Genomic DNA, 24992 nt, shown 5'->3' on the forward strand with positions numbered 1-24992 from the left:
ATCATAAATTTTTATGGAGAGTTTGATCCTGGCTCAGGATGAACGCTGGCGGCGTGCCTAATACATGCAAGTCGAGCGAACAGATAAGGAGCTTGCTCCTTTGACGTTAGCGGCGGACGGGTGAGTATCACGTGGGTAACCTACCCATAAGACTGGAATAACTCCGGGAAACCGGGGCTAATGCCGGATAATATTTAGAACCGCATGGTTCTAAAGTGAAAGATGGCCTTGCTATCACTTATGGATGGACCCGCGCCGTATTAGCTAGTTGGTAAGGTAACGGCTTACCAAGGCAACGATACGTAGCCGACCTGAGAGGGTGATCGGCCACACTGGAACTGAGACACGGTCCAGACTCCTACGGGAGGCAGCAGTAGGGAATCTTCCGCAATGGGCGAAAGCCTGACGGAGCAACGCCGCGTGAGTGATGAAGGTCTTCGGATCGTAAAGCTCTGTTATTAGGGAAGAACAAATGCGTAAGTAACTGTGCGCGTCTTGACGGTACCTAATCAGAAAGCCACGGCTAACTACGTGCCAGCAGCCGCGGTAATACGTAGGTGGCAAGCGTTATCCGGAATTATTGGGCGTAAAGCGCGCGTAGGCGGTTTTTTAAGTCTGATGTGAAAGCCCACGGCTCAACCGTGGATGGTCATTGGAAACTGGAAAACTTGAGTGCAGAAGAGGAAAGTGGAATTCCATGTGTAGCGGTGAAATGCGCAGAGATATGGAGGAACACCAGTGGCGAAGGCGACTTTCTGGTCTGCAACTGACGCTGATGTGCGAAAGCGTGGGGATCAAACAGGATTAGATACCCTGGTAGTCCACGCTGTAAACGATGAGTGCTAAGTGTTAGGGGGTTTCCGCCCCTTAGTGCTGCAGCTAACGCATTAAGCACTCCGCCTGGGGAGTACGACCGCAAGGTTGAAACTCAAAGGAATTGACGGGGACCCGCACAAGCGGTGGAGCATGTGGTTTAATTCGAAGCAACGCGAAGAACCTTACCAAATCTTGACATCCTTTGATCGCTCTAGAGATAGAGTTTTCCCCTTCGGGGGACAAAGTGACAGGTGGTGCATGGTTGTCGTCAGCTCGTGTCGTGAGATGTTGGGTTAAGTCCCGCAACGAGCGCAACCCTTAAGCTTAGTTGCCATCATTAAGTTGGGCACTCTAGGCTGACTGCCGGTGACAAACCGGAGGAAGGTGGGGATGACGTCAAATCATCATGCCCCTTATGATTTGGGCTACACACGTGCTACAATGGACAATACAAAGGGCAGCTAAACCGCGAGGTCAAGCAAATCCCATAAAGTTGTTCTCAGTTCGGATTGTAGTCTGCAACTCGACTACATGAAGCTGGAATCGCTAGTAATCGTAGATCAGCATGCTACGGTGAATACGTTCCCGGGTCTTGTACACACCGCCCGTCACACCACGAGAGTTTGTAACACCCGAAGCCGGTGGAGTAACCTTTGGAGCTAGCCGTCGAAGGTGGGACAAATGATTGGGGTGAAGTCGTAACAAGGTAGCCGTATCGGAAGGTGCGGCTGGATCACCTCCTTTCTAAGGATATATTCGGAACATCTTCTACGAAGATGAAACGGAATAACATTGACATATTGTATTCAGTTTTGAATGCTCATCAGAGTATTTAAAATATTATAGAAATGGGCCTATAGCTCAGCTGGTTAGAGCGCACGCCTGATAAGCGTGAGGTCGGTGGTTCGAGTCCACTTAGGCCCACCATTTTGTACATTGAAAACTAGATAAATAAGTAAAATAATGATTTTACCAAGCAAAACCGAGTGAATAGCGTGTATACGCTTGAATTCAAAAATAATCGCTAGTGTTCGAAAGAACACTCACAGATTAATAACGTTTGCTTTTTAGTCTTTTGACTAAAAACATAGATTAAGTTATTAAGGGCGCACGGTGAATGCCTTGGCACTAGAAGCCGATGAAGGACGTTACTAACGACGATATGCTTTGGGGAGCTGTAAGTAAGCTGTGATCCAGAGATTTCCGAATGGGGAAACCCAACACGAGTTATGTCGTGTTATCGATATGTGAATACATAGCATATCCGAAGGTAGACGCGGAGAACTGAAACATCTTAGTACCCGCAGGAAGAGAAAGAAAAATCGATTCCCTGAGTAGCGGCGAGCGAAACGGGAAGAGCCCAAACCAATGAGCTTGCTTATTGGGGTTGTAGGACACTCTCTACGGAGTTAGAAAAGAATAGATTAGACGAAGTAACTGGAAAGTTACATCAGAGAAGGTAATAATCCTGTAGTCGAAAATCTGTTCACTCTTGAGTGGATCCTGAGTACGACGGAGCACGTGTAATTCCGTCGGAATCTGGGAGGACCATCTCCTAAGGCTAAATACTCTCTAGTGACCGATAGTGAACCAGTACCGTGAGGGAAAGGTGAAAAGTACCCCGGAAGGGGAGTGAAATAGAACTTGAAACCGTGTGCTTACAAGTAGTCAGAGCCCGTTAATGGGTGATGGCGTGCCTTTTGTAGAATGAACCGGCGAGTTACGATCTGATGCAAGGTTAAGCAGCAAATGTGGAGCCGTAGCGAAAGCGAGTCTGAATAGGGCGTTGAGTATTTGGTCGTAGACCCGAAACCAGGTGATCTACCCATGACCAGGCTGAAGTTCAGGTAACACTGAATGGAGGGCCGAACCGACTTACGTTGAAAAGTGAGCGGATGAGTTGTGGGTAGCGGAGAAATTCCAATCGAACCTGGAGATAGCTGGTTCTCTCCGAAATAGCTTTAGGGCTAGCCTCAAGTGATGATTATTGGAGGTAGAGCACTGTTTGGACGAGGGGCCCTTCTCGGGTTACCGAATTCAGACAAACTCCGAATGCCAATCAATTTAACTTGGGAGTCAGAACGCGAGTGATAAGATCCGTGTTCGAAAGGGAAACAGCCCAGACCACCAGCTAAGGTCCCAAAATATATGTTAAGTGGAAAAGGATGTGGCGTTGCCCAGACAACTAGGATGTTGGCTTAGAAGCAGCCATCATTTAAAGAGTGCGTAATAGCTCACTAGTCGAGTGACACTGCGCCGAAAATGTACCGGGGCTAAACATATTACCGAAGCTGTGGATTGTCCGTAGGACAATGGTAGGAGAGCGTTCTAAGGGCGTTGAAGCATGATCGCAAGGACATGTGGAGCGCTTAGAAGTGAGAATGCCGGTGTGAGTAGCGAAAGACGGGTGAGAATCCCGTCCACCGATTGACTAAGGTTTCCAGAGGAAGGCTCGTCCGCTCTGGGTTAGTCGGGTCCTAAGCTGAGGCCGACAGGCGTAGGCGATGGATAACAGGTTGATATTCCTGTACCACCATGATTCGTTTTAAGCGATGGGAGGACGCAGTAGGATAGGCGAAGCGTGCTGTTGGAGTGCACGTCCAAGCAATAAGACTGAGTGTTAGGCAAATCCGACACTCATAAGGTCAAGTTGTGATGGGGAGAGGAAATTGTTTCCTCGAGTCGCTGATTTCACACTGCCAAGAAAAGTCTCTAGCTAGAATACTGGTGCCCGTACCGCAAACCGACACAGGTAGTCAAGATGAGAATTCTAAGGTGAGCGAGCGAACTCTCGTTAAGGAACTCGGCAAAATGACCCCGTAACTTCGGGAGAAGGGGTGCTCTTTAGGGTGCAAGCCCAGGAGAGCCGCAGTGAATAGGCCCAAGCGACTGTTTATCAAAAACACAGGTCTCTGCTAAACCGTAAGGTGATGTATAGGGGCTGACGCCTGCCCGGTGCTGGAAGGTTAAGAGGAGTGGTTAGCTTCTGCGAAGCCACGAATCGAAGCCCCAGTAAACGGCGGCCGTAACTATAACGGTCCTAAGGTAGCGAAATTCCTTGTCGGGTAAGTTCCGACCCGCACGAAAGGCGTAACGATTTGGGCACTGTCTCAACGAGAGACTCGGTGAAATCATAGTACCTGTGAAGATGCAGGTTACCCGCGACAGGACGGAAAGACCCCGTGGAGCTTTACTGTAGTCTGATATTGAAATTCGGCACAGCTTGTACAGGATAGGTAGGAGCCTTAGAAACGTGAGCGCTAGCTTACGTGGAGGCGTTGGTGGGATACTACCCTTGCTGTGTTGGATTTCTAACCCGCACCATTAATCATGGTGGGAGACAGTGTCAGATGGGCAGTTTGACTGGGGCGGTCGCCTCCTAAAGAGTAACGGAGGCGCTCAAAGGTTTCCTCAGAATGGTTGGAAATCATTCATAGAGTGTAAAGGCATAAGGAAGCTTGACTGCGAGACCTACAAGTCGAGCAGGGTCGAAAGACGGACTTAGTGATCCGGTGGTTCCGCATGGAAGGGCCATCGCTCAACGGATAAAAGCTACCCCGGGGATAACAGGCTTATCTCCCCCAAGAGTTCACATCGACGGGGAGGTTTGGCACCTCGATGTCGGCTCATCGCATCCTGGGGCTGTAGTCGGTCCCAAGGGTTGGGCTGTTCGCCCATTAAAGCGGTACGCGAGCTGGGTTCAGAACGTCGTGAGACAGTTCGGTCCCTATCCGTCGTGGGCGTAGGAAATTTGAGAGGAGCTGTCCTTAGTACGAGAGGACCGGGATGGACATACCTCTGGTGTACCAGTTGTCGTGCCAACGGCATCGCTGGGTAGCTATGTATGGACGGGATAAGTGCTGAAAGCATCTAAGCATGAAGCCCCCCTCAAGATGAGATTTCCCAACTTCGGTTATAAGATCCCTCAAAGATGATGAGGTTAATAGGTTCGAGGTGGAAGCGTAGCGATACGTGGAGCTGACGAATACTAATCGATCGAAGACTTAATCAATTTTTAAACGTTTTGTTTGGTTTCATTCATTTTACTTATTATCTAGTTTTGAATGTATAATTTCATACATTGCATTGTCTGGTGACAATGGCAAGGAGGTCACACCTGTTCCCATGCCGAACACAGAAGTTAAGCTCCTTAGCGCCGATGGTAGTCGGACTTACGTTCCGCAAGAGTAGGACGTTGCCAGGCAATAACCCAAAGAGACCAAAAGGTCTCTTTTTTTATATCCAAACGGCGCTAATCAGTGCCGCAGGCACAAAAGGAGCTTAACTTCTAACTTGCATTGTCCCTGATAGAAGAAAGCGTTTGAAGCTGACGAATTGAGTGAAAGACGCAAAGAGCTTACAAGAGGTAAGCGAATAAGGAAAGAACGAAAATGAGGAAAGATGCGAGCGCTTGCCTTCGTAATCAGGAAGGTTCTCCTTAGCGTCGATGGTAGCCGACTTACGTTCCGCAAGAGTAGGACGTTGCCAGGCATTTGATTAATCCACAGTAGTCAATGGAAGAAACCGTAAGTTTCTTTGATAAAAAAAATGTAAGTGCATGAGCAGTAGACACACTTGCATAAGTATCACTAATTTCAATAAATTGAAAAGTGATACTTTAAGTTTCTTTGATATAAAAAAGCAAGTGCATGAGCACTTGCATAATTTAATAATATTTATTTAAAGGTTCGCAAGTGTAGAAACACTTGCATAAGTCGCACTAAGCCCAAGTTGTCTTGGGCGAGTGCGACTAAATAAGTAACGAATAGAGCATTTTATTTTCATTAATATAAATATTTGAAGCATCGAACTCATCGACGTTTGCTTTTAAGTTATTTAAGTCAGCATGATCATTGAGTTGGATACCAATAATGACTGTACCCGTATTTTGTGAAGACTTTTTAAGGTATTCGAATTTTGTAATATCATCTTTAGGGCCAAGCACGTCATTAACAAATTCTCTCAATGCACCTGGACGTTGAGGGAAGTTCAATATGAAGTAATGTTTCATTTCTTCATATAATAATGAGCGTTCTTCAATTTCTTTCATGCGGTTGATGTCGTTATTACCACCACTCACGATACAAACTACGTTCTTACCTTTGATTTGTGATTTGTATTGTTCTAGTGCACTCACACTTAAAGCACCAGCAGGTTCTGCGATAATCGCTTGTTTTGAATACATATCTAAAATAGTTGTACATACTGCACCTTCATGTACTTGAACATAATCATCGACAACATCGTTAGCAATATTAAATGTTAATTCTCCAACGCGTGCAACAGATGCTCCATCAACAAATTTATCAATTTCTGGTAAGGTCACAATTTGTTGTTCTTGTATCACAGAAGTATACATACTACTTGCACCAGCAGGTTCTACACCGATGATTGAGGTTTGAGGTGAATGTGTCTTAAAGTAAGTACCTACACCTGAAATTAAACCACCACCACCAATTGCTGCAAATAAATAATCAAATTGAACATTGTCAGATTTAGCTTGTTCTATCATTTCTTTCGCTATTGTGCCTTGTCCAGCAATGGTATAAATGTTATTAAATGGATCGATAAAATTCATCTTTTGTTCTTCTGTGTAAACCAAGGCTTCTTTTAAACAATCATCAAATGTATCTCCTGTTAATATGACTTTAACATTTTCTCCACCAAAAAATTTAACTTGATTAATTTTTTGTAATGGGGTAGTTACAGGCATGAAAATAACAGCTTGGAGATTAAGTTCGCTTGCGGTATAAGCTACACCTTGTGCATGGTTACCAGCACTTGCACAAGTGACCCCGTTTTGTCTATCTGCTTCATTCAAAGCGATAATAGCGTTGTAAGCACCTCTTAATTTAAAGGAACGAACCCATTGCATATCTTCACGTTTCAAATAGACATTACAGTCGTATTTATGAGATAGATATAGATCTTTTTGTAAGGGCGTTTCCTTCACTACATCTTTTAATTGTAAAAAAGCTTCATCGATTTCTTTTGAAGAAACTGTTGTGTTCATAGTCATTATTGTTCCACACCTTTGTAAATTAATTTTGCATGAATGAATGATTCTTTTCGAATGATTTGATTTTATCTTCATATTCTAACGTCACAGCGATATCATCTAGTCCTTGAATCAATTTGTTTTTCCATGTTTCATCGATATCAAATTTATAGCTGTGTTCGTCAGTAAAAACAGTTTGATTAGGTAAATCTACTGTAATTGATTTAGCTTGTGCTAAATATTCTCGAACATGATTATCTAACACGATTGGAAGCATTGCATTTTTAGTGCAATTCATGTAGAAGATATCACTAAAGCTACCCGCAATGATGATGTCAAAGCCGTAATCTTTTAATGCCCAAGCTGCGTGTTCACGGCTAGAACCACAACCAAAGTTATCGCCTGTAATCAATATTGTCGCATCTCTATACTCTGGTTTATTCGGATTAAATTCTGGATTATCAGTGCCATCTTCCAAATAGCGCCATTCATCGAAAGCGAATGGTCCAAACCCTGATTTCGAAATACGTTTTAAATGGACTTTAGGAATAATTTGGTCTGTATCAATATTATCGTGAAATAGGGGGACAACTTTACCTGTATAAGTTGTAATTGGTTTAATTTCCATATTAAACGACCACCTTTCTCACATCTACAAATCGACCATTGATAGCGGCTGCGGCAGCCATTGCTGGCGATACGAGGTGTGTTCTCGCACCTTTACCTTGTCGACCTTCGAAGTTACGATTACTTGTTGAGGCACAATGGACACCCGCTGGAACTTGGTCTGGGTTCATACCGAGACACATAGAACAGCCAGGTTCACGCCAATCGAATCCTGCCTCTTTGAATATTTGATCGAGTCCCAGTTTTTCTGCTTCGATTTTAACTGTTCGTGAACCAGGAACGACGATGGCAGTAATATTTGGATTAACTGTTTGACCTTTTACGATATGACTTGCTTCGATAAGATCTGATAAGCGCGCGTTTGTACATGAACCTAAGAAGACGTAACCAAGATCAATGTCCTCAGCTTTTTGTCCTGGTTTAAGCCCCATATAATCATAAGCACGTTGGTCATTCACATTTTGAATTTCTGGGAAAGGTGTATTAAAGTTCACACCCATTTCAGGACTCGTGCCCCAAGTAACTTGTGGCTCCAAATCTGAGACATCCATTGTAATGACTTTATCAAATGTAGCATTATCATCAGTATAAAGTTCGCGCCATTCAGAAAGTGATTGTTCAAAGTTTGTCGCGTATGGACGACCTTTAACATATTCAAATGTTGTTTCATCTGGTTGCATCATGCCATATTTTGCGCCTGCTTCAATAGCCATATTACATATCGTCATACGTTCTTCCATTGAAAGATTTCGAATTGTTTCACCTGCGAATTCTAAGGCGTAACCTGTACCGAAATCAACGCCATACTGGTTAATTAAATAAAGGATAATGTCTTTAGCATAGACACCTTTAGGTAATTGGCCAGATACTTCAATTTTTAAGTTTTTCGGTTTTGTTTGCCATAGACATTGCGTCGCGAATACGTGCTCAACTTCACTCGTTCCGATACCAAAAGCAATTGCACCGAATGCACCATGTGTAGCTGTGTGCGAATCTCCACAGACGATGGTCTTACCAGGTTGGGTTAATCCTGTTTCAGGACCAACCATATGCACGATACCTTGTTCATCGGATCCCATATCGAAAATACTAACTCCAAAATCTTTAGCATTTTTTTGAAGAGTGGTAATTTGTTTATTCGCAATTTCATCTTTAATATTAAAAATGTCAGTTGTCGGTACATTATGATCTAAAGTTGCGAAAGTTAGGTCCTGTCTACGCAATTGTCGATTCTGAATTCTAAGTCCTTCAAAAGCTTGAGGAGATGTAACTTCATGTATCAAATGTAAATCGATATATAATAATTGAGGGTCACCTTCTTTACCAGTAATCACATGTTGATTCCATACTTTATCAAATAGTGTTTTCCCCATTCGACATCTCCTCCTTTATAGTTTGTCTTTTATAATTTTAAAGATTTCAGAAGTACGGTAAGCACCATTTAAATCTTTAGTTGTATAACCTTGTTCAATACATTGATAGATAATTGTTTCTAATTGTTCAGCTGCATGTGATTGATCTAAACTTTCTCGCAGACACATCACGAGTGATAATAACATTCCGTATGGGTTAGCTATATCTTGGTTGGCAATATCTGGAGCAGAACCATGTATTGGTTCATATAATCTTGGTCCTTGAGAACTGAAACTTGCGGAAGGTGATAAACCTAATGAACCAGGTATTACTGATGCTTCATCACTTAAAATATCACCAAACAAGTTTTCAGTAACAATGACATCAAATTGAGCTGGATTGGTAATCAGATGCATGGCACACGCATCGACGAGTAAGTGATTCACTTCAACGTCTGGATAATCACTAGCGATATCATTAATGACTGAACGCCAAAGTTTGCTTGAAGATAGCACATTTTCTTTATCGACTGATGTTAGCTTTTTAGTTCTTTTTTGTGCTAGCTCAAAAGCGATACGTGCAATACGTTCTATTTCAGAGCGTTGATAGGTTAAAGAATCTAACGCCGACGTTTCATCCCATCGTTTAGGTTCACCGAAGTAAATACCTCCAGTTAATTCACGTACAATGATTAGATCTGTACCTGTCACACGCGATTCTTTGATAGGCGATAGGTGGCTCGTACTTTTTGTTACTTTCGTTGGGCGTATATTGGCAAATAATTCTAACGATTTTCTTAAAGAAAGTAGTCCTTGTTCAGGTCTGAGTTTAGAATCTGCCCATTTTGGTCCACCAACAGCACCTAATAATATGGCATCTGCGCGTTCACATGCAGATAAAGTGTTATCTGGGAGTGGTGAGCCATGATTGTCTATTGCGATGCCGCCGAAATCATGTATCTCTAATTGATAGTCAAAGTTATATGAGTTGCTTAGTTTTTCTAATATCTCTAACGTACCATTGACGATTTCTGGTCCGATACCATCGCCAGGAAGTGCAACGATTTGATAAGGCATTAATGACTACCTTCTTTCACTTCAAACTCTGATACATATTTGGCGTGAGCTTCAACATAAGCTTTACATGATGCAAGTAAGATATCGTGATCAATACCAATTCCAGTAACATTTTTACCGTTAATTTTAAGTTGGACATGGACTTCACCTTGAGCGTCTGTACCTTCAGTAACAGAGTCAATACGATAATCTAATAATTCAGTGTCACGGTTAAAGATACGATCTACAGCATTATAGATTGAGACAATAGAACCTGAACCAATACTTGAATCTTGGTAAGTTTGTCCTTCGTTATCCTTGATTACAACTACAGCACTTTGTAAACCTTCAGAAACGAATTGAAGTTGTAGTGTTTCAACTTGATAAATAGCATTTTGTTCGTGTTCTGTACCTTGGATTAAGGCGTGAATATCACGGTCAGTAACCGTCTTTTTCTTATCGGCAACTGTTTTAAATTGCTTAAATAAAGTCTTTTGATCTTCAGGATTAATTTCATAGCCGAGTGCAATTAATTTTTCAGCAAAGGCATGTTTACCTGAAAGCTTACCGAGAGGCATTTCTGTTGTTTTAACGCCAACCATTTGTGGTGTCATAATTTCGTAAGTTTCTGGATTTTTAAGCACGCCATCTTGATGGATACCAGATTCATGGCTGAATGCGTTTTGTCCGACAATTGCTTTATTTCTAGGTACACGGATGCCTGCGAAACGTGCTATAAGTTCTGAAGTTTGTTTCGTTTCCTTTAAATTGAGCTTTGTTTGGTTGTTGTAATGGTCTTGTCGTACGTAAAGTCCTAGTGCTACTTCTTCTAATGCGGTATTACCTGCACGTTCACCAATACCATTTAACGTGCCTTCAATACGCAATGCACCATTTTCAATCGCTGCCATACTATTTGCGACAGCAAGACCTAGGTCATCATGACAATGTGCACTATAAATCACTTCATGGTCTGTAGTAATATTTTCCTTTAGAGTTTTGAAGATATTGCCATATTCAGTAGGGTAGGTATAACCGACCGTATCTGGTATGTTAATGACACTTGCACCAGCATTAACAGCAGTTTGTACACATTCTATTAAAAATGGAAGCTCTGTACGCGTTGCATCTTCAGGTGAAAATTGAACAACATCAAAATATTGTTTAGCGTAACTTACGTGTTCTTTAATTGCTGCTAATACTTCTTCTTGTGACATCATTAATTTGGAATCACGATGTATAGGGCTTGTTGCTATAAAAACATGTATTCTCGGTTTAACTGCTTTCTTTGTAGCTTCATACACCTTATCAATGTCGTTTTTAACGCAACGTGCTAAACCGCAAACAGCTGTAGTTGTTAATGTTTCAGCAATACTTTCAACAGATTTAAAACTTCCTGTACTAGAAGCGGGGAAACCAGCTTCGATAATATCGACGCGCCATTTTTCTAGTTGTTTAGCGATTTTTAAACGTTCGTCAAATGTGAAATTCACTCCTGGTGTTTGTTCACCATCTCTTAGTGTTGTATCAAAAATTTGAATATGGTTTTCCATTTGCAACATCTCCTCACATTGTATGTTCATTCTATAATTGGATGATGTCTATTTGGTGGTATTGCCATGAGCAATATAAAAATTCACCATGTTAGGAGGCGTCTTGTTGATTTAATTGTTGTGTTACCTAACATGGTGGATATGGACTTCATTCAATTATAGTGCTTGTTATTTTGGGATACTCTTTGATTTAATAAATGGCATCATTTCACGTAAGTCTTTACCAACTTTTTCAATTTGATGTCCGTGTTGTGCTTCGCGTAATTTATGGAATTCTTCGAAATTATTTTTATTATCTTCGATGAATCGATTACTGAAGTTGCCATTTTGAATATCTGTTAAAACATCTTTCATATTGTCTTTAACTTCAGGGCTGATGACACGTGGTCCTGAAACATAGTCACCGAATTCAGCAGTGTTAGAAATTGAATAACGCATATTTTCCATACCGCCTTCATACATTAAGTCTACGATGAGTTTCATTTCGTGTAATACTTCAAAGTAAGCAATTTCTGGTTGATAACCCGCTTCAACTAATGTTTCGAAACCTTATTGGATTAATTTTGTAACGCCTCCGCAAAGAACGGCTTGTTCACCAAATAAATCAGTTTCAGTTTCTTCTCTAAATGATGTTTCTAGAACACCAGCTCTTGTTGAACCGATACCTTTGGCATAACTTAATGCGATGTCTCTTGCTTCGCCACTTGCATCTTGTTCTACTGCGAATAATGACGGTACTGCACTTCCTTCTGTAAATGTTCTACGTACTAAATGACCAGGACCTTTAGGTGCAACTAAGAATACATCTACGTCTTGTGGTGGTTGGATAACATCGAAATGAATGTTGAAACCATGTGCAAATGCTAGAACGTTGTTTGCTTCAAGATTCGGTTCGATTTCATTTTTATAAACATCACCTTGGATTTCGTCAGGTAATAAAATCATGATGACGTCTGCTTGTTTAGCAGCTTCGTTAACAGGATATACTTCGAAACCATCATCTTTAGCTTTGTTAAAGGAATTTCCTGGGCGGATACCGATAATCACATCATAGCCGTTGTCTTTTAAATTTTGTGCATGTGCATGGCCTTGTGAACCATAACCTACGATTGCAATTTTCTTACCTTGTAAGGCATCATTTGTTACTGATTGATCATAATAAACTGTTGTCATGTTAAATTCCTCCATATTATTATTTGAATTTTCAGATTTTAATTTCAATTTTTTAATGTATGGCTGCTGAGCCAGTCCTTGATACTTGTTCGATTTGGTATGATGATAGATCATCTAAGAGGTTATCCATAGTATATTGAGGACCTGCAGCTTGAAGATAGGTGTACCCATCTTCATTTTTTAAAAATGAAACTAGCGCATCATACGGTTTAATTAACTTTTGTAATTTTAATTCATCTTGAGGTGTTTGGAATTTCAAAAGAAGTAATTCTCTGTTGTACATATTTGTATCTGTTATGTCTTGTACAGAAATGACATTGATTTGTTTCTTTAATTGTTGAATTAAATTACGAAGTACATCTGAATCAGGCACTTCTGCTACAAATATAATTTCAGTAATACCTTCCTCTAAGGTAGGGGTAGCTGAAATGGTAACGATATTAAACTGACGACGTACAAATATACTAGTTAATCGATTTAATGTACCAGCTTTATCTCGTACACGGGTTTTGAATGTCCTTCTCATATTAGGCCCTCCATCTCATGATTTGCTTTACCACTTGGTACCATTGGATTGACAGGTTCGACAGGTGAGATACGAACGTCAATGAGTGCCGGTCCTTCGTGATTAAATGCTGCATCTAATTGTTGCTCTAAGTTATCTGGATTATCTATGAGATAGCCTTTCACATTGTATGCTTCGGCTAATTTTAAGAAGTCTGGTTGGTCGTTAAATACAGAATGTGAAAAACGTTTATTGAAAAATTTATCTTGCCATTGCTTTACCATACCTAAAGTACCGTTATTTACGATAACTATTTTAATATCGATTTGATATTCATCTAATATAGCCATCTCTTGGTTTGTCATTTGGAATCCACCATCTCCAACAAATGCTACAACGGTCTTATCTGGTTGTGCTAATTTAGCACCAATAGCAGCTGGAATACCGAACCCCATTGTACCTAAACCACCACTTGTAACAAGTTGGCCATGTGTTTTAAATGGATAATATTGAGCAACCCACATTTGGTGTTGTCCTACATCAGTTGTAACGATTGCATCACCGTTTGTTATTTCACCAATGTATTCAATTGTACGTTGAGGTTTTGAGAATACTTTATCTTCATCTTCCTCATAAGAGAAAGGTTGCTTTGCTTTGTTCTCATAACACCATTCTAACCATTCTGTATGCTTGATTGAATTACTTTCGTAGCCTAGTAATTCTTCTAAAGTTGCTTTACAGTCAGCATTGATTCCTAAATCTACCTTGATGATCTTATTGATTTCTGAAGGGTCGATATCAACGTGAACAATCTTAGCATTTGGTGCAAATTCATCAGGATTACTCGCAAGTCGGTCATCAAAACGACTACCGAAATTAATTAATAAATCACATTCTGTGAGTGCCATATTACTTGCGTAAGAACCATGCATGCCCCCCATACCTAAAAATAGCGGATGTTCATACGGGATAGAACCTAATCCTAATAATGTATTAACAACAGGTAATTGATGTCGAGTAACAAATTCGTTTAATACATCATTTGCTTTTGCATGATTAATACCAGCACCAGCAAGAATTAGTGGCTTTTCAGCACTTTTTAAGTAATCGCGTAATTTTTGTATTTCATTTTCTGATGGTTTTTCAGCTACTGAATTTCCAGGTAAGTCAAGTGAGTTACAAACTTGCGCATTAGTTGAAAGCACGCCCATGTCTTTTGGAAAGTCGATTACGACTGGGCCTTTTCTTCCAGTGTTGGCAATATGAAATGCTTCATGCACAATTGTTGGGATATCGCTTACATTTTTAACTTGGTAATTATGTTTAGAAATTGGTGTCGTCATTGATAATAAGTCAGCTTCTTGGAAGGCATCTTTACCGATACCTGCTGTTGCAACTTGTCCTGTAAATACTACTAATGGAAGGGAATCGCTATAAGCATCAGCGATTCCTGTGATTGCATTTGTAGCTCCAGGTCCACTCGTAACTACGACAACGCCTGTATTACCAGAAACACGTGCATAACCTTCTGCAGCGTGTGTTGCACCTTGTTCGTGTCGTGCTAAAATGTGTTTGATTTTGCCTTCATAAAATGTGTCATAAAGTGGCAATACTGCACCACCGGGATAACCAAAAATAAATTCAACATTTTCATTGACGAGTGATTCTACTAATAATTCAGAACCAGTCCTCATTTCATCTACTGTTTGTTGTTCTATTTCAACTTCAGGTTCTACTGATTGAGCTGCTTCTAATGTATCAAAACTTTCTGTACTATTTTGATCTAGCATTTCTGTTTGTTTAGCCATTTTACTCACTCCTTATAAAAGGTCATCTGGTACTTGCATGATGCCACCTGTATTAGCACTAGTAACTAATGATGTGTAACGTGCAAGATATCCTGTTTTAACTTTTGCTTTGAATGGTTCAAGTTCTTGCTTTCTAGCTTCTAACGTTTCGACTGGTACATCGACATCTAATGTTCTGTCGACTAAATCGATTGTGATTTCATCGCCATCTTCGATTAAAGCGATAGGTCCGCCAGCTGCGGCTTCAGGAGATACATGTCCGACTGCGACACCTCTTGTTGCACCTGAGAAACGACCATCTGTAATTAATGCGACGTCCTTACCAAGTCCGCGACCTACAATGGATGAAGTAGGGGCTAACATCTCTGGCATACCTGGACCACCTTTAGGTCCTTCGTAACGGATGACTACGACATGTCCTTCACGAACAGTGTGGTTATCGATGGCTTCTACTGCTTCATCATGTGAGTTGAAACAAATAGCTTTACCTTTAAATACTTTGATAGAAGGGTCAACGCCACCGACTTTTATCGCTGCGCCCTTAGGTGCGATATTACCGTATAAGATTGATAGACCACCTTGTTTATCGTAAGGGTTATCTAAATGTCTGATGACATCATTATTTGTGATCTCTTTGCCTTCGTTATTTTCGCGTAACGTCTTGCCTGTAACTGTGATACGGTCTGGATGTAACGTGCCTTCTTTTTTAAATAGTTCATTGATGATTGCTGGAACACCACCTGCTTCATGAACATCGTGCATTGAATATGATGAACTTGGTGCTATTTTTGAAAGGTAAGGTGTTTTTTTAGCGATATCATTAATACGTGTTAAATCATAATCGATGCCAGCTTCGTTAGCTATAGCTAATGTGTGTAGTACAGTGTTAGTAGAGCCGCCCATAGCCATATCTAGAGCAAATGCATCATCTATTGCGTCATGTGTAACGATATCGCGTGGTTTGATATCATTTTTAATGTTGTCTACTAATCTAAATGCAGCTTCTCTAATCATTTCACGTCGTTGGTCACTTACGGCTAATGCAGTACCGTTATATGGTAATGCTAAACCTAATACCTCCATAAGACAGTTCATAGAGTTTGCTGTGAACATCCCTGAACAAGAACCACAAGTAGGGCATGCATTTTGTTCCATATCTAAGAATTCTTCTTTTGAAAGTGAACCATCTTTAAATGCGCCAACCGCTTCAAACATTGAAGAAAGGTTTAAAGCTTTCCCTTGTGATGATAAACCGGCTTTCATTGGCCCACCTGAACAAAAGACTGCTGGTACGTTTGTTCTTACTGAAGCTAGCAACATACCTGGTGTGATCTTGTCACAGTTTGGAATGTAAAATACGCCGTCAAACCAATGTGCATTGACAACAGTTTCTGCAGCGTCTGCGATGATTTCTCTAGATGGCAATGAATATCTCATTCCGATGTGTCCCATTGCGATACCGTCATCGACACCGATTGTATTGAATTCGAACGGTACTGCACCTGCTTCACGTATTGCTTCTTTAGCGATGTCTCCTAATTCTCTTAAATGTACATGTCCTGGTACGATGTCGATGTATGAATTACATATAGCCACAAATGGTTTATTCATATCAGTTGGTTTATCTAATGCGCCTGTTGCGTGTAATAAACTTCTTGCCGGTGCTTGATGATCTCCTCTTTTTATCATATCGCTTCTCATTTTAATTCCCCCATAAAATTGAAAATAAAAAAACGTCCCAATAATTTATTGGGACGTTTTTAAGTCCCATTCCATTAGAAAGAGGACTTAAACGTTTAGTAGGTCATTACTAAAGTTCCAGTCCTAATTGCATAATAAAATGACTAAAATATTTGAAGTTGTCGGTCTATATTTCATTGTATGTTGGGTCATTTTATTATACTCCTTCCTCTAGAATGGTTATATTGAAATTTATTTGAAATGTCTAAAAATTCGATAAATTAAATCTACTACAGATAGAGCAATGTGTCAGTAAGTATTTGAAATTTTCTTACAATTTAAATTAGAGATATCGTATTTATATAAATTAAACATGCTTAAAGTAAAATCAGTTAAAATTTGTTAAAATAGAAACGTTCATTTAAGCTCATTTATAAAAACAAGCGGTGTATGGTGCGAATGCCATTTTGAGTAAAAAAATAAAGATGAAATTAAAATATGTGAAATAAACGCTTTGAACGTAAATAAAGGAGTTAGCAATGATTAGAATAAAGGATTTGAATGATTTAGAACGTTTTGGTGAGACAATAGCTCAACATTTGTCGATAGGAGATATTATTTTATTAAATGGCGATTTGGGCGCTGGTAAGACAACTTTAAGTCAGAAGATAGGGAAAGCATTAGGCGTCAAACGCAATATCAATTCTCCAACATTTAATATAATTAAGTCATATCGAGGTACAAATTTGAAATTACATCATATGGACTGTTATCGTTTAGAGGATTCAGACGAAGATTTGGGCTTTGATGAGTATTTTGAAGATGAAGCAGTAACATTAATAGAATGGAGCCAATTTATTGCTGACTATTTACCATCTCAATATTTAGTAATTAATATAACTACAACTGATGAAACAGAACGAGAAATAACAATAGAAGCACAAGGTGCACATTATAAACAGTTAAAGGAGGCGATTGAGCATGAATTATCTATTGATTGATACTTCTAATCAACCGTTATCTGTGGCAGTCATGCAAGATAATCAATTGTTGAGTGAGTTAAATTCCAATTTAAAGAAAAACCATTCTGCTCAATTAATGCCTGCAATAGAATCCGTAATCAAAGAGAGTGGTATAGGGAAAAAAGAGATAAATGCAATCATTGTGGCACAAGGTCCAGGATCGTACACCGGATTAAGAATTGGTGTGACAGTCGCAAAAACATTGGCATATGCTTTGGATGCCAAGTTATATGGCGTATCTTCTTTAGCTGCATTAGCCGCTACCGTTGACGAAAGAGAGGATTTAATTGTTCCTCTCTTCGATGCTAGACGTGAAGCGGTTTATACCGGGGTGTATCAAAATCATTCTGGTCAAATGAAACAAATTATTGAAGATCAGTATCTACCAATTACAGATTTATTAACTATTTTGCATGATCAACAGCAACCTTATGTATTTGTCGGCCAGGATGCCAAACAGCTTGAATCATTGATAGATGGAGAATATATATCGAATTTACCACGAGCTAAAGTAATGTTAAACCTAATTGAAAATGAAGAAGATGTACATCAATTTACACCAAACTATATTAAATTATCAGAGGCGGAACGCAATTGGATAAACCAACAGAACAAGAACTAAATATCCGCTTAATGACGTTAAAAGATGTGCCACAAGTATTTGATATAGAGCGAGCAAGTTTTAATGACAGTAGTTGGACAATTGATGCATTTTACCATGAGATTGAAAAAAATGAATTCGCGCATTATTTTATAATTGAATTTAATGAGACTATTATTGGCTACATCGGTGTTTGGATAGTGATTGACCAAGCTCAAATCACGACAGTTGCAATCGACGAACAATATAGAGGATATGGACTAGGGCAGCTTTTATTGAAATATGTGATGAATTACGTCCAAACGCAATGTGAGGTCATGAGTTTAGAAGTACGTGAAGAAAACGTTATAGCTAGAAGAGTTTACACAAATTTAGGATTCCAATATGGTGGAAAGCGGAAAAATTATTACGGTGAAGGTGAGGATGCTTTAGTGATGTGGGTGAATTTAAATGAATAATCAAACTAAAATATTAGCAGTAGAAACGAGTTGTGATGAAACAAGCGTAAGTGTCATAGAAAACGGTACAAATACATTATCTAATATCGTTCTAAGTCAAATTGAAATTCATAAGCGATTTGGTGGGGTTGTTCCTGAAGTCGCAAGCAGGCATCACGTTGAAGGTATGACAACTACAATTGATGAAGCGCTGAAAAAAGCTCAGGTGACAATGGAAGATATCGACGCGGTTGCAGTAACGCAAGGACCTGGTCTCATTGGTGCACTTCTCGTAGGAATTAATGCCGCTAAAGCATTAGCATTTGCATATGATAAACCAATCATTCCCGTACATCATATTGCGGGTCATATATATGCAAATCATTTAGAGCAACCATTACAATTTCCATTAATGGCGCTTATCGTTTCTGGTGGTCATACTGAACTGATTTACATGAAAGACCATTTAAACTTTGAAGTCATTGGAGAAACACGTGATGATGCTGTAGGTGAGGCTTACGATAAAGTAGCGAGAACCATTGGATTAAGTTATCCAGGCGGTCCTCAAATTGATAAACTTGCCGCAGAAGGTAAAGATCGATATGACTTTCCAAGAGTGTGGTTAGAAAATGATAGTTACGATTTCAGTTTTAGTGGATTGAAAAGTGCTGTTATTAATAAATTGCATAATTTACGCCAAAAAGGGGAGGCCATTGAGGCAGCTGATGTTGCAACTAGCTTTCAAAATAGTGTTGTAGAAGTATTAGTAGGTAAAGCAATGAACGCGTGTCGTGCATACGATGTACAACAATTGATTGTCGCAGGTGGTGTAGCAAGTAATAAAGGGTTGAGAACACATTTAACACAAGCTTGTAAAGACAATGATATTACATTGCACATACCTAGTATGAAACTTTGTACTGACAATGCTGCCATGATTGGTGCTGCAGGGCATTATTTATATCAAAGAGGTATGCAGGCCGACATGTCATTAAATGGTTTGAGCAGTATAGATATTGAAGCATTTACAATGTAATAATGCGATAGCGAGTTGACTTTATAAGTGAAACCAAATGAGTCGATAAATAAGACTTTTATTTTGCTCATCAACAACATCATAATTTTATCATTGATATTTTAATAAATAATAATATGGGTATAAGTAATAGAGGATTATTAAAAAATTGACTCATGACAAATCATTTATAAACATAGGAGGTTTCAACTATGAAATCAATTCAATACTTCAACTTTCAAAATAGTTTATCAGCGTTAAATTTTTATGAAAAACATTTAGGTGCAACAAATATCAATCGCCTTGGTGGCGACGACAAAATGTTCGACGATATGCCTGACGATTACCAAATTGACAAAGACTTTACGATGCATGCTTCATTCGAAATTTTAGGTGAAACTTTTTACTGCAGTGACACATGGAAGAATAAGAGCATAGATAATACTGGGGCTATTGTTGCATTTACTTTTGACGCTTCAAATACTGCCGATAAAGAACGTGCTGAAGAATTTTTCAATAGAGCAGTTGCTGGTGGTTGTGAAGTAACAATGCCATTAGGTAAAACTGAATGGTCAGAGTTCTATGGTATGTTTAATGACCCATATGGTGTAACTTGGATGGTTAACGCTGAATAATAAAAACATAACTAATTATTACAGGGCTTTAGAAACATTGATGACGTTTCTAAAGTCTTTTTTTGTGCATATTTAAATATTGTAAAGCAATATTATCTCAATAATTATATATTAGTTTAAAAGTCAAGAGGGAACATGCGTACTTATCAACAAAAAGTGTATAACTTGTGGATAATTACTGTGTATCCATGTGGACAATGGTAGATATCTGAAAATTAGCAACAGCAAAAGTTACTTTTTACCTGTGGATAACTAGGATAACTTTGTGGATAGCTATCATTATAGGAAATACATTGTGAATAAAAGTTATTGTAAAATGTAAAATAAAAAGGTGCAAAAGTGAGAAATTCTCCTTTTGCACCTTTACAATTATTGAGCTGATGTTAATGATTCTTGTAATTCTGCCCACTCTGTCATTGTTTGTTCTAGTTTTTGTTCGGCATCATTTTTTTCTTGAGTCATTTCATTCGCTTTTTGTGGATCTGAATACACTTCTGGTTGCGTTAAAGCTTCATTTAATTCACTAATTTGTTGTTCGTACGTTTGAATTTGTTCTTCACATTGTTCTATTTTACGTTCGATTTGGCGTTGTTCTTTACGTTGTTGTTTTTGTGATTTGTAAGTATTACTTTGATTTTTAGTGTTTGATTCCGCCTGGGTCTCTTGTTCCGCTTTAGCTTGAATGGCTTGCTGTTCTTCTAGTTTTTCAGTGTAATATTGATAGTCACCGAGATAGATTGTGCCACCATCATGATCCAGGCTAAATACTTTATTAGCTAATTGATTAATAAAATAACGATCGTGTGATACGAACAGTAATGTACCTTCGAATTGTGCTAACGCTTGCTCTAACATTTCTTTAGAGTCAATATCGAGATGGTTTGTAGGTTCGTCTAAAATGAGTACATTATTGCGTTCTAGCATGAGTAACGCGAGTTGTAGACGTGCCTTTTCGCCACCAGATAAATCGTTGATAATCTTCTTTACATCTTCTTGAACAAATAAGAAGCGGCCTAATATTGCACGTACATCCTTTTCATTCATCATAGGGTATTGGTCCCATATGTAATCTAGAATTGTTTTAGAAGATTTAAATTCAGCTTGTTTCTGATCGTAGTAGCCTACTTTTAAATTCGCACCCGTTACAATTTCTCCATCAAGTTTATTTAATTTGCCAGCAATTGTTTTAATTAATGTGGACTTTCCAATGCCGTTTGGTCCGATGACTGCGATGTGATCACCTTTAGTAATTTCTAAATTAATTCCACTCGTAATGGGTGCATCATAGCCAATTTGTAAATTTTTAATATGATATACATCATTTCCGGTATTTCTATCAAAATCAAATTGGATGTTTGCACTTTTAGCATCAATCATCGGTTTATCCATGCGTTTAATTTTTTCTAACATTTTACGGCGGCTTTTCGCCATACCAGAAGTTGAAGCACGTGCAATATTTTTATCTACAAACGTTTCTAAGCGTTTAATTTCTGCTTGTTGACTTTCATATTCTTGCATTCGTTTTTTATAATATTGATCACGCTGTTTAATAAATTGACTATAATTACCTAAGTAATGTTGAACATCGCCTAGAGCTACATCATAAATTTGATTGACAATTTTATCTAAGAAATAACGATCGTGACTGATTATAATGATAGCGCCTTTAAAGTAATTGAGGTAACCTTCTAACCATTGAGTCGTTTCCATATCTAGATGGTTGGTAGGCTCGTCAAGTAGTAATAAATCAGGTTCATTAAGTAACATTTGGGCTAAAGATAGTCGGGTTTTTTGGCCTCCGCTAAAGTCATTAATAGGGCGGTTAAAATCCGCTTTTTTAAAGTTAAGGCCAAAGAGTACGGTCTTGATTTTACTTTCATATTGATAGCCTTCTTGTTGTTCGAACTGATTGGACAATGTTTCGTAACGATCTAAATGTGATTTATAAGATTCACTTTCGAAATCTTCAGCATGTTGTGCAAGCCAATCTGTTTCTTTTTGCATTTCATCTTCAATTTGCTTTAAATGATTAAACGGTTTAGACATTTCTTCTATTACCGTATGATTCGTATTTAAAGTCATTTGTTGGGTGAGATAACCGAGCTTTAAGTTTTTAGTTTTGGATATAGTACCTTCGTCATAACTTTCAACACCGGCAATAATCTTCATTAGTGTGGACTTTCCTGCACCATTTCGACCAACAATACCAATGCGTTCGCCAGTTTTCACTTCTAAATCCACATCATTGAATATATCTTCACCGTCAAATGACTTTGTGATGTTGTTGAGTTGTAATAATATCATTTGAATCGCACCTCTCTATTATCTTTTATTTTACAGTATTCAGGGCACGGTTAAAACTATGATTGTTTATTTTTATATTGTAGTCATGTATAATAATCAAGTATTGTGAGATAGTTTAAGACAAGAAAAATAATAGGGGGACAGTACTTTGGCTAATCAGGGCGATATGATTCCTCGTGCTACATTAAAGCGCTTACCGTTGTATTATAGATTCGTGCATACCTTAAAGGAAAAAGGTATTGATAGAGTTAATTCTAAAATGATTAGTGAAGGTTTAAATATTGATTCTGCTACGATTCGACGTGATTTTTCATATTTTGGAGAATTAGGTAAAAAGGGCTATGGTTATAATATTGATAGTTTATTGCATTTCTTTAAACATGAAATCAGTGACGATGAAGAAATTAAAATAGCTCTAGTAGGCGTAGGGAATTTAGGGAAAGCATTATTAACGTATAACTTTTCTATACACGATGATATGACGATAACGGAAGCATTTGATATACGGGAAAATATTATTGGGACTCAAATTGGTAATGTCGTTGTGAAATCTTATGATCAAATATCTGATATTTTGATGCAAGGAAATATTGACGTTGTAATTTTAACAACTACTGAAGACGCAGCTCAAAAGGTAGTCGACAATTTAGTGGATTTAGGTGTGAAAGGTATATTGAATTTTACACCAAGACGCGTGACGACTCCAGAGGATGTTCAAGTTCAGCACATTGATTTGGGGATTGAGCTACTATCATTATTATTTTTTATGAAAAATTACAATAATAAATAATTTATTTTTCTATAGTGAAACGTGCTATAAATATGAAATTTGCATTTGTATGCAACATATTTATAGTGCGTTTTTGTATTTTTAGAAAAGCGCTCTAATCTTCTATTTCCAATAACAACATACAGATTGAAATTTTTATGAATATACTAATTTAATGGAACTCACACTGTAATGATTAAACTGATGTGGTTGAAAATGAACATAAATTAATATATTATTAATCATATTAAGTTAATCGGAAATGAGGTCATAACATGTTATGGATGATATTCAGTGGTCTAATTGTGGGCTTGCTGTTAGGGTTCGTCATGCAAAGAACAAGATTTTGCTTAGCAGGCGGATTTAGAGATATGTATGTGCAAAAAAGCAATAAGATGTTTTATGCATTGCTTATAGCAATAACTGTACAAAGTATTGGGTTAGTTATTTTATCTTCATTTGGTCTTGTGAAAATACCAGAATCAACATACCCAATCATAGGAACTGTGATTGGTTCATTTATTTTTGGTGTTGGAATTATTTTAGCTGGAGGTTGTGCCACTGGGACATGGTATAGAGCAGGAGAAGGACTCATTGGTAGTTGGGTCGCTTTAATTGCATATGGTTTCACTTCAGCTGTAACGAAATTTGGGATTTTATTACCCGTGATGAATAAAGTGAATAAACCGACCAACGTCAACACGAGTATGGCACAAACGACAGGTATTCCAATGTGGGTATGGGTTGCTTTATTGACGATTATCACTGGTTTCCTCGTAATAAAAACATTGCGAAAACCTAAACCCCAAATAGCCATCCCTAAATTAAAACAGAAATATTCTGGTTTAAGACATGCGTTATTTGAAAAAAGATATCATCCTTTTATAGCTGCTATTGCAGTCGGATTAATAGCCTTACTCGCTTGGCCTATGAGTGAATCTACAGGACGTATGCATGGTTTGGGTATTACGACACCTTCAGCAAATATCGTTCAATTTCTACTTACAGGAGATACAAAGTTATTAGATTGGGGCGTATTTCTTGTCGTAGGTATCTTCTTCGGGTCTTACGTTGCAGCAAGAGGTGCACGTGAATTTAAATGGCGTTTACCTGACAAGAAAACAATTAGAAACAGTGTGATTGGCGGAGCATTTATGGGATTTGGTGCCTCAGTTGCTGGCGGTTGTTCAATTGGTAATGGACTTGTTGAAACCGCAGCAATGTCTTGGAAAGGCTGGATTGCGCTAGGGTCAATGATACTCGGAGCATGGTTTATGAGTTATTTTATATTTATTAAACCAATGAAGAAAGCGCAACGTGCAAACAGTAAGAAACAAGCAATGTCCACACAAACACAGACAACTTAAAGGAAGGAGTAAGTGATTATGGTATATGAATTAGGAACAGTAGGGATGGTATGTCCGTTCCCATTAATAGAAGCACAAAAGACAATGACAGATTTAAATTTAGGAGACGAATTAAAGATAGATTTCGATTGCACGCAAGCTACAGAAGCCATTCCAAATTGGGCAGCCGAACAAGGCTACCCTGTTACGAATTATGAACAATTAGATGATGCTTCTTGGACAATTACAGTACAGAAAGCATAAAAATTGCAATATTTGAGACACATGAGGTTAG

17 protein-coding genes, 1 tRNA gene, 3 rRNA genes and 1 pseudogene are annotated in these 24992 nt (G+C 38.7%); 12 read left to right on the forward strand and 10 right to left on the reverse strand.

What is annotated here, in order from left to right:
- Window positions 1-10: 10 nt before the first annotated feature.
- From NGI30_RS02750 to rrf, 4 genes are all read left to right on the forward strand, one after another.
- Window positions 11-1560, forward strand: a 16S ribosomal RNA gene (locus tag NGI30_RS02750).
- 106 nt (window positions 1561-1666) lie between these two features.
- Window positions 1667-1743: transfer RNA gene (locus NGI30_RS02755), tRNA-Ile, on the forward strand.
- Between the two features lie 163 nt (window positions 1744-1906).
- Window positions 1907-4828: ribosomal RNA gene (locus tag NGI30_RS02760) — 23S ribosomal RNA — on the forward strand.
- A 77-nt stretch (window positions 4829-4905) separates the two neighbouring features.
- A 5S ribosomal RNA gene (rrf, locus tag NGI30_RS02765) occupies window positions 4906-5020 on the forward strand.
- Together the 16S, 23S and 5S rRNA genes with 1 tRNA gene alongside form the textbook arrangement of a ribosomal RNA operon.
- Before the next feature lie 546 nt (window positions 5021-5566).
- Here rrf and ilvA read toward each other — a convergent pair.
- The 9 genes and pseudogenes from ilvA to ilvD all read right to left on the reverse strand — a co-directional run bounded on the left by ilvA (window position 5567) and on the right by ilvD (window position 16589).
- Entirely contained in the window at window positions 5567-6835 is a 1269-nt protein-coding gene (gene ilvA / locus NGI30_RS02770; RefSeq protein WP_251942653.1) for a threonine ammonia-lyase IlvA, read from the reverse strand.
- Between the two features lie 22 nt (window positions 6836-6857).
- Window positions 6858-7442: a 3-isopropylmalate dehydratase small subunit gene (gene leuD, locus NGI30_RS02775; RefSeq protein ID WP_251518312.1), complete on the reverse strand. Its 585-nt coding sequence runs from the start codon at window positions 7440-7442 to the stop codon at window positions 6858-6860.
- A 1-nt stretch (window position 7443) separates the two neighbouring features.
- Window positions 7444-8814 carry a 3-isopropylmalate dehydratase large subunit gene (gene leuC / locus NGI30_RS02780; protein ID WP_251942654.1) on the reverse strand — a complete coding sequence of 457 codons (1371 nt, stop codon included), beginning with the start codon at window positions 8812-8814 and terminating at the stop codon, window positions 7444-7446.
- Between the two features lie 15 nt (window positions 8815-8829).
- A complete protein-coding gene (leuB, locus tag NGI30_RS02785) occupies window positions 8830-9870 on the reverse strand; it encodes a 3-isopropylmalate dehydrogenase (RefSeq protein ID WP_251518317.1) in 1041 nt (346 codons plus the stop codon).
- Window positions 9870-11402, reverse strand: a complete 1533-nt coding sequence (locus tag NGI30_RS02790) for a 2-isopropylmalate synthase (protein WP_251942657.1) — start codon at window positions 11400-11402, stop codon at window positions 9870-9872. Before NGI30_RS02790 ends, leuB begins: the two co-directional genes overlap by 1 nt.
- 168 nt (window positions 11403-11570) lie before the next feature.
- Window positions 11571-12575 (reverse strand): annotated as a pseudogene (ilvC, locus tag NGI30_RS02795) (ketol-acid reductoisomerase).
- 52 nt (window positions 12576-12627) lie between these two features.
- Window positions 12628-13101, reverse strand: a complete 474-nt coding sequence (ilvN, locus tag NGI30_RS02800; protein ID WP_251518324.1) for an acetolactate synthase small subunit — start codon at window positions 13099-13101, stop codon at window positions 12628-12630.
- Window positions 13098-14870 carry a biosynthetic-type acetolactate synthase large subunit gene (gene ilvB / locus NGI30_RS02805; protein WP_502960384.1) on the reverse strand — a complete coding sequence of 591 codons (1773 nt, stop codon included), beginning with the start codon at window positions 14868-14870 and terminating at the stop codon, window positions 13098-13100. The genes ilvN and ilvB overlap by 4 nt, the downstream gene beginning before the upstream one ends.
- A gap of 30 nt (window positions 14871-14900) precedes the next feature.
- Window positions 14901-16589: a dihydroxy-acid dehydratase gene (ilvD, locus tag NGI30_RS02810; RefSeq protein ID WP_251518328.1), complete on the reverse strand. Its 1689-nt coding sequence runs from the start codon at window positions 16587-16589 to the stop codon at window positions 14901-14903.
- Window positions 16590-17107: 518 nt separating this feature from the next.
- Between ilvD and tsaE the strand changes: the two genes are divergently transcribed.
- From tsaE to NGI30_RS02835, 5 genes are all read left to right on the forward strand, one after another.
- Window positions 17108-17569 (forward strand): tRNA (adenosine(37)-N6)-threonylcarbamoyltransferase complex ATPase subunit type 1 TsaE, encoded by a 462-nt coding sequence (gene tsaE / locus NGI30_RS02815; RefSeq protein WP_251518330.1) that lies wholly within the window; start codon window positions 17108-17110, stop codon window positions 17567-17569.
- Complete coding sequence (gene tsaB / locus NGI30_RS02820; protein WP_251518332.1) at window positions 17550-18212, forward strand: tRNA (adenosine(37)-N6)-threonylcarbamoyltransferase complex dimerization subunit type 1 TsaB; 663 nt, start codon at window positions 17550-17552, stop codon at window positions 18210-18212. The genes tsaE and tsaB overlap by 20 nt, the downstream gene beginning before the upstream one ends.
- A gap of 11 nt (window positions 18213-18223) precedes the next feature.
- Window positions 18224-18649, forward strand: a complete 426-nt coding sequence (rimI, locus tag NGI30_RS02825) for a ribosomal protein S18-alanine N-acetyltransferase (protein ID WP_425356344.1) — start codon at window positions 18224-18226, stop codon at window positions 18647-18649.
- Window positions 18642-19664, forward strand: coding sequence for a tRNA (adenosine(37)-N6)-threonylcarbamoyltransferase complex transferase subunit TsaD (gene tsaD / locus NGI30_RS02830; RefSeq protein WP_251942661.1), 1023 nt, complete (start codon window positions 18642-18644; stop codon window positions 19662-19664). Before rimI ends, tsaD begins: the two co-directional genes overlap by 8 nt.
- Before the next feature lie 191 nt (window positions 19665-19855).
- Window positions 19856-20278 carry a VOC family protein gene (locus NGI30_RS02835; protein WP_251518338.1) on the forward strand — a complete coding sequence of 141 codons (423 nt, stop codon included), beginning with the start codon at window positions 19856-19858 and terminating at the stop codon, window positions 20276-20278.
- 369 nt (window positions 20279-20647) lie between these two features.
- On the opposite strand, the gene NGI30_RS02840 is transcribed toward NGI30_RS02835, so the two are convergent.
- Entirely contained in the window at window positions 20648-22582 is a 1935-nt protein-coding gene (locus NGI30_RS02840) for an ABC-F family ATP-binding cassette domain-containing protein (protein WP_251518340.1), read from the reverse strand.
- Between the two features lie 166 nt (window positions 22583-22748).
- Here NGI30_RS02840 and NGI30_RS02845 point away from each other — a divergent pair, with 166 nt between their 5' ends.
- The 3 genes from NGI30_RS02845 to NGI30_RS02855 all read left to right on the forward strand — a co-directional run bounded on the left by NGI30_RS02845 (window position 22749) and on the right by NGI30_RS02855 (window position 24961).
- Window positions 22749-23372: a redox-sensing transcriptional repressor Rex gene (locus NGI30_RS02845; protein WP_251943914.1), complete on the forward strand. Its 624-nt coding sequence runs from the start codon at window positions 22749-22751 to the stop codon at window positions 23370-23372.
- Window positions 23373-23626: 254 nt separating this feature from the next.
- Window positions 23627-24718 carry a YeeE/YedE family protein gene (locus NGI30_RS02850; RefSeq protein WP_251942663.1) on the forward strand — a complete coding sequence of 364 codons (1092 nt, stop codon included), beginning with the start codon at window positions 23627-23629 and terminating at the stop codon, window positions 24716-24718.
- Between the two features lie 18 nt (window positions 24719-24736).
- On the forward strand, window positions 24737-24961 hold the full coding sequence (locus NGI30_RS02855) for a sulfurtransferase TusA family protein (RefSeq protein WP_251518344.1): 225 nt from the start codon (window positions 24737-24739) through the stop codon (window positions 24959-24961).
- The last annotated feature ends 31 nt before the right edge of the window (window positions 24962-24992 follow it).

It is taken from the genome of Staphylococcus sp. Marseille-Q5304 (assembly GCF_943737015.1).
Classification (GTDB): Bacteria; Bacillota; Bacilli; order Staphylococcales; family Staphylococcaceae; genus Staphylococcus; species Staphylococcus hsinchuensis.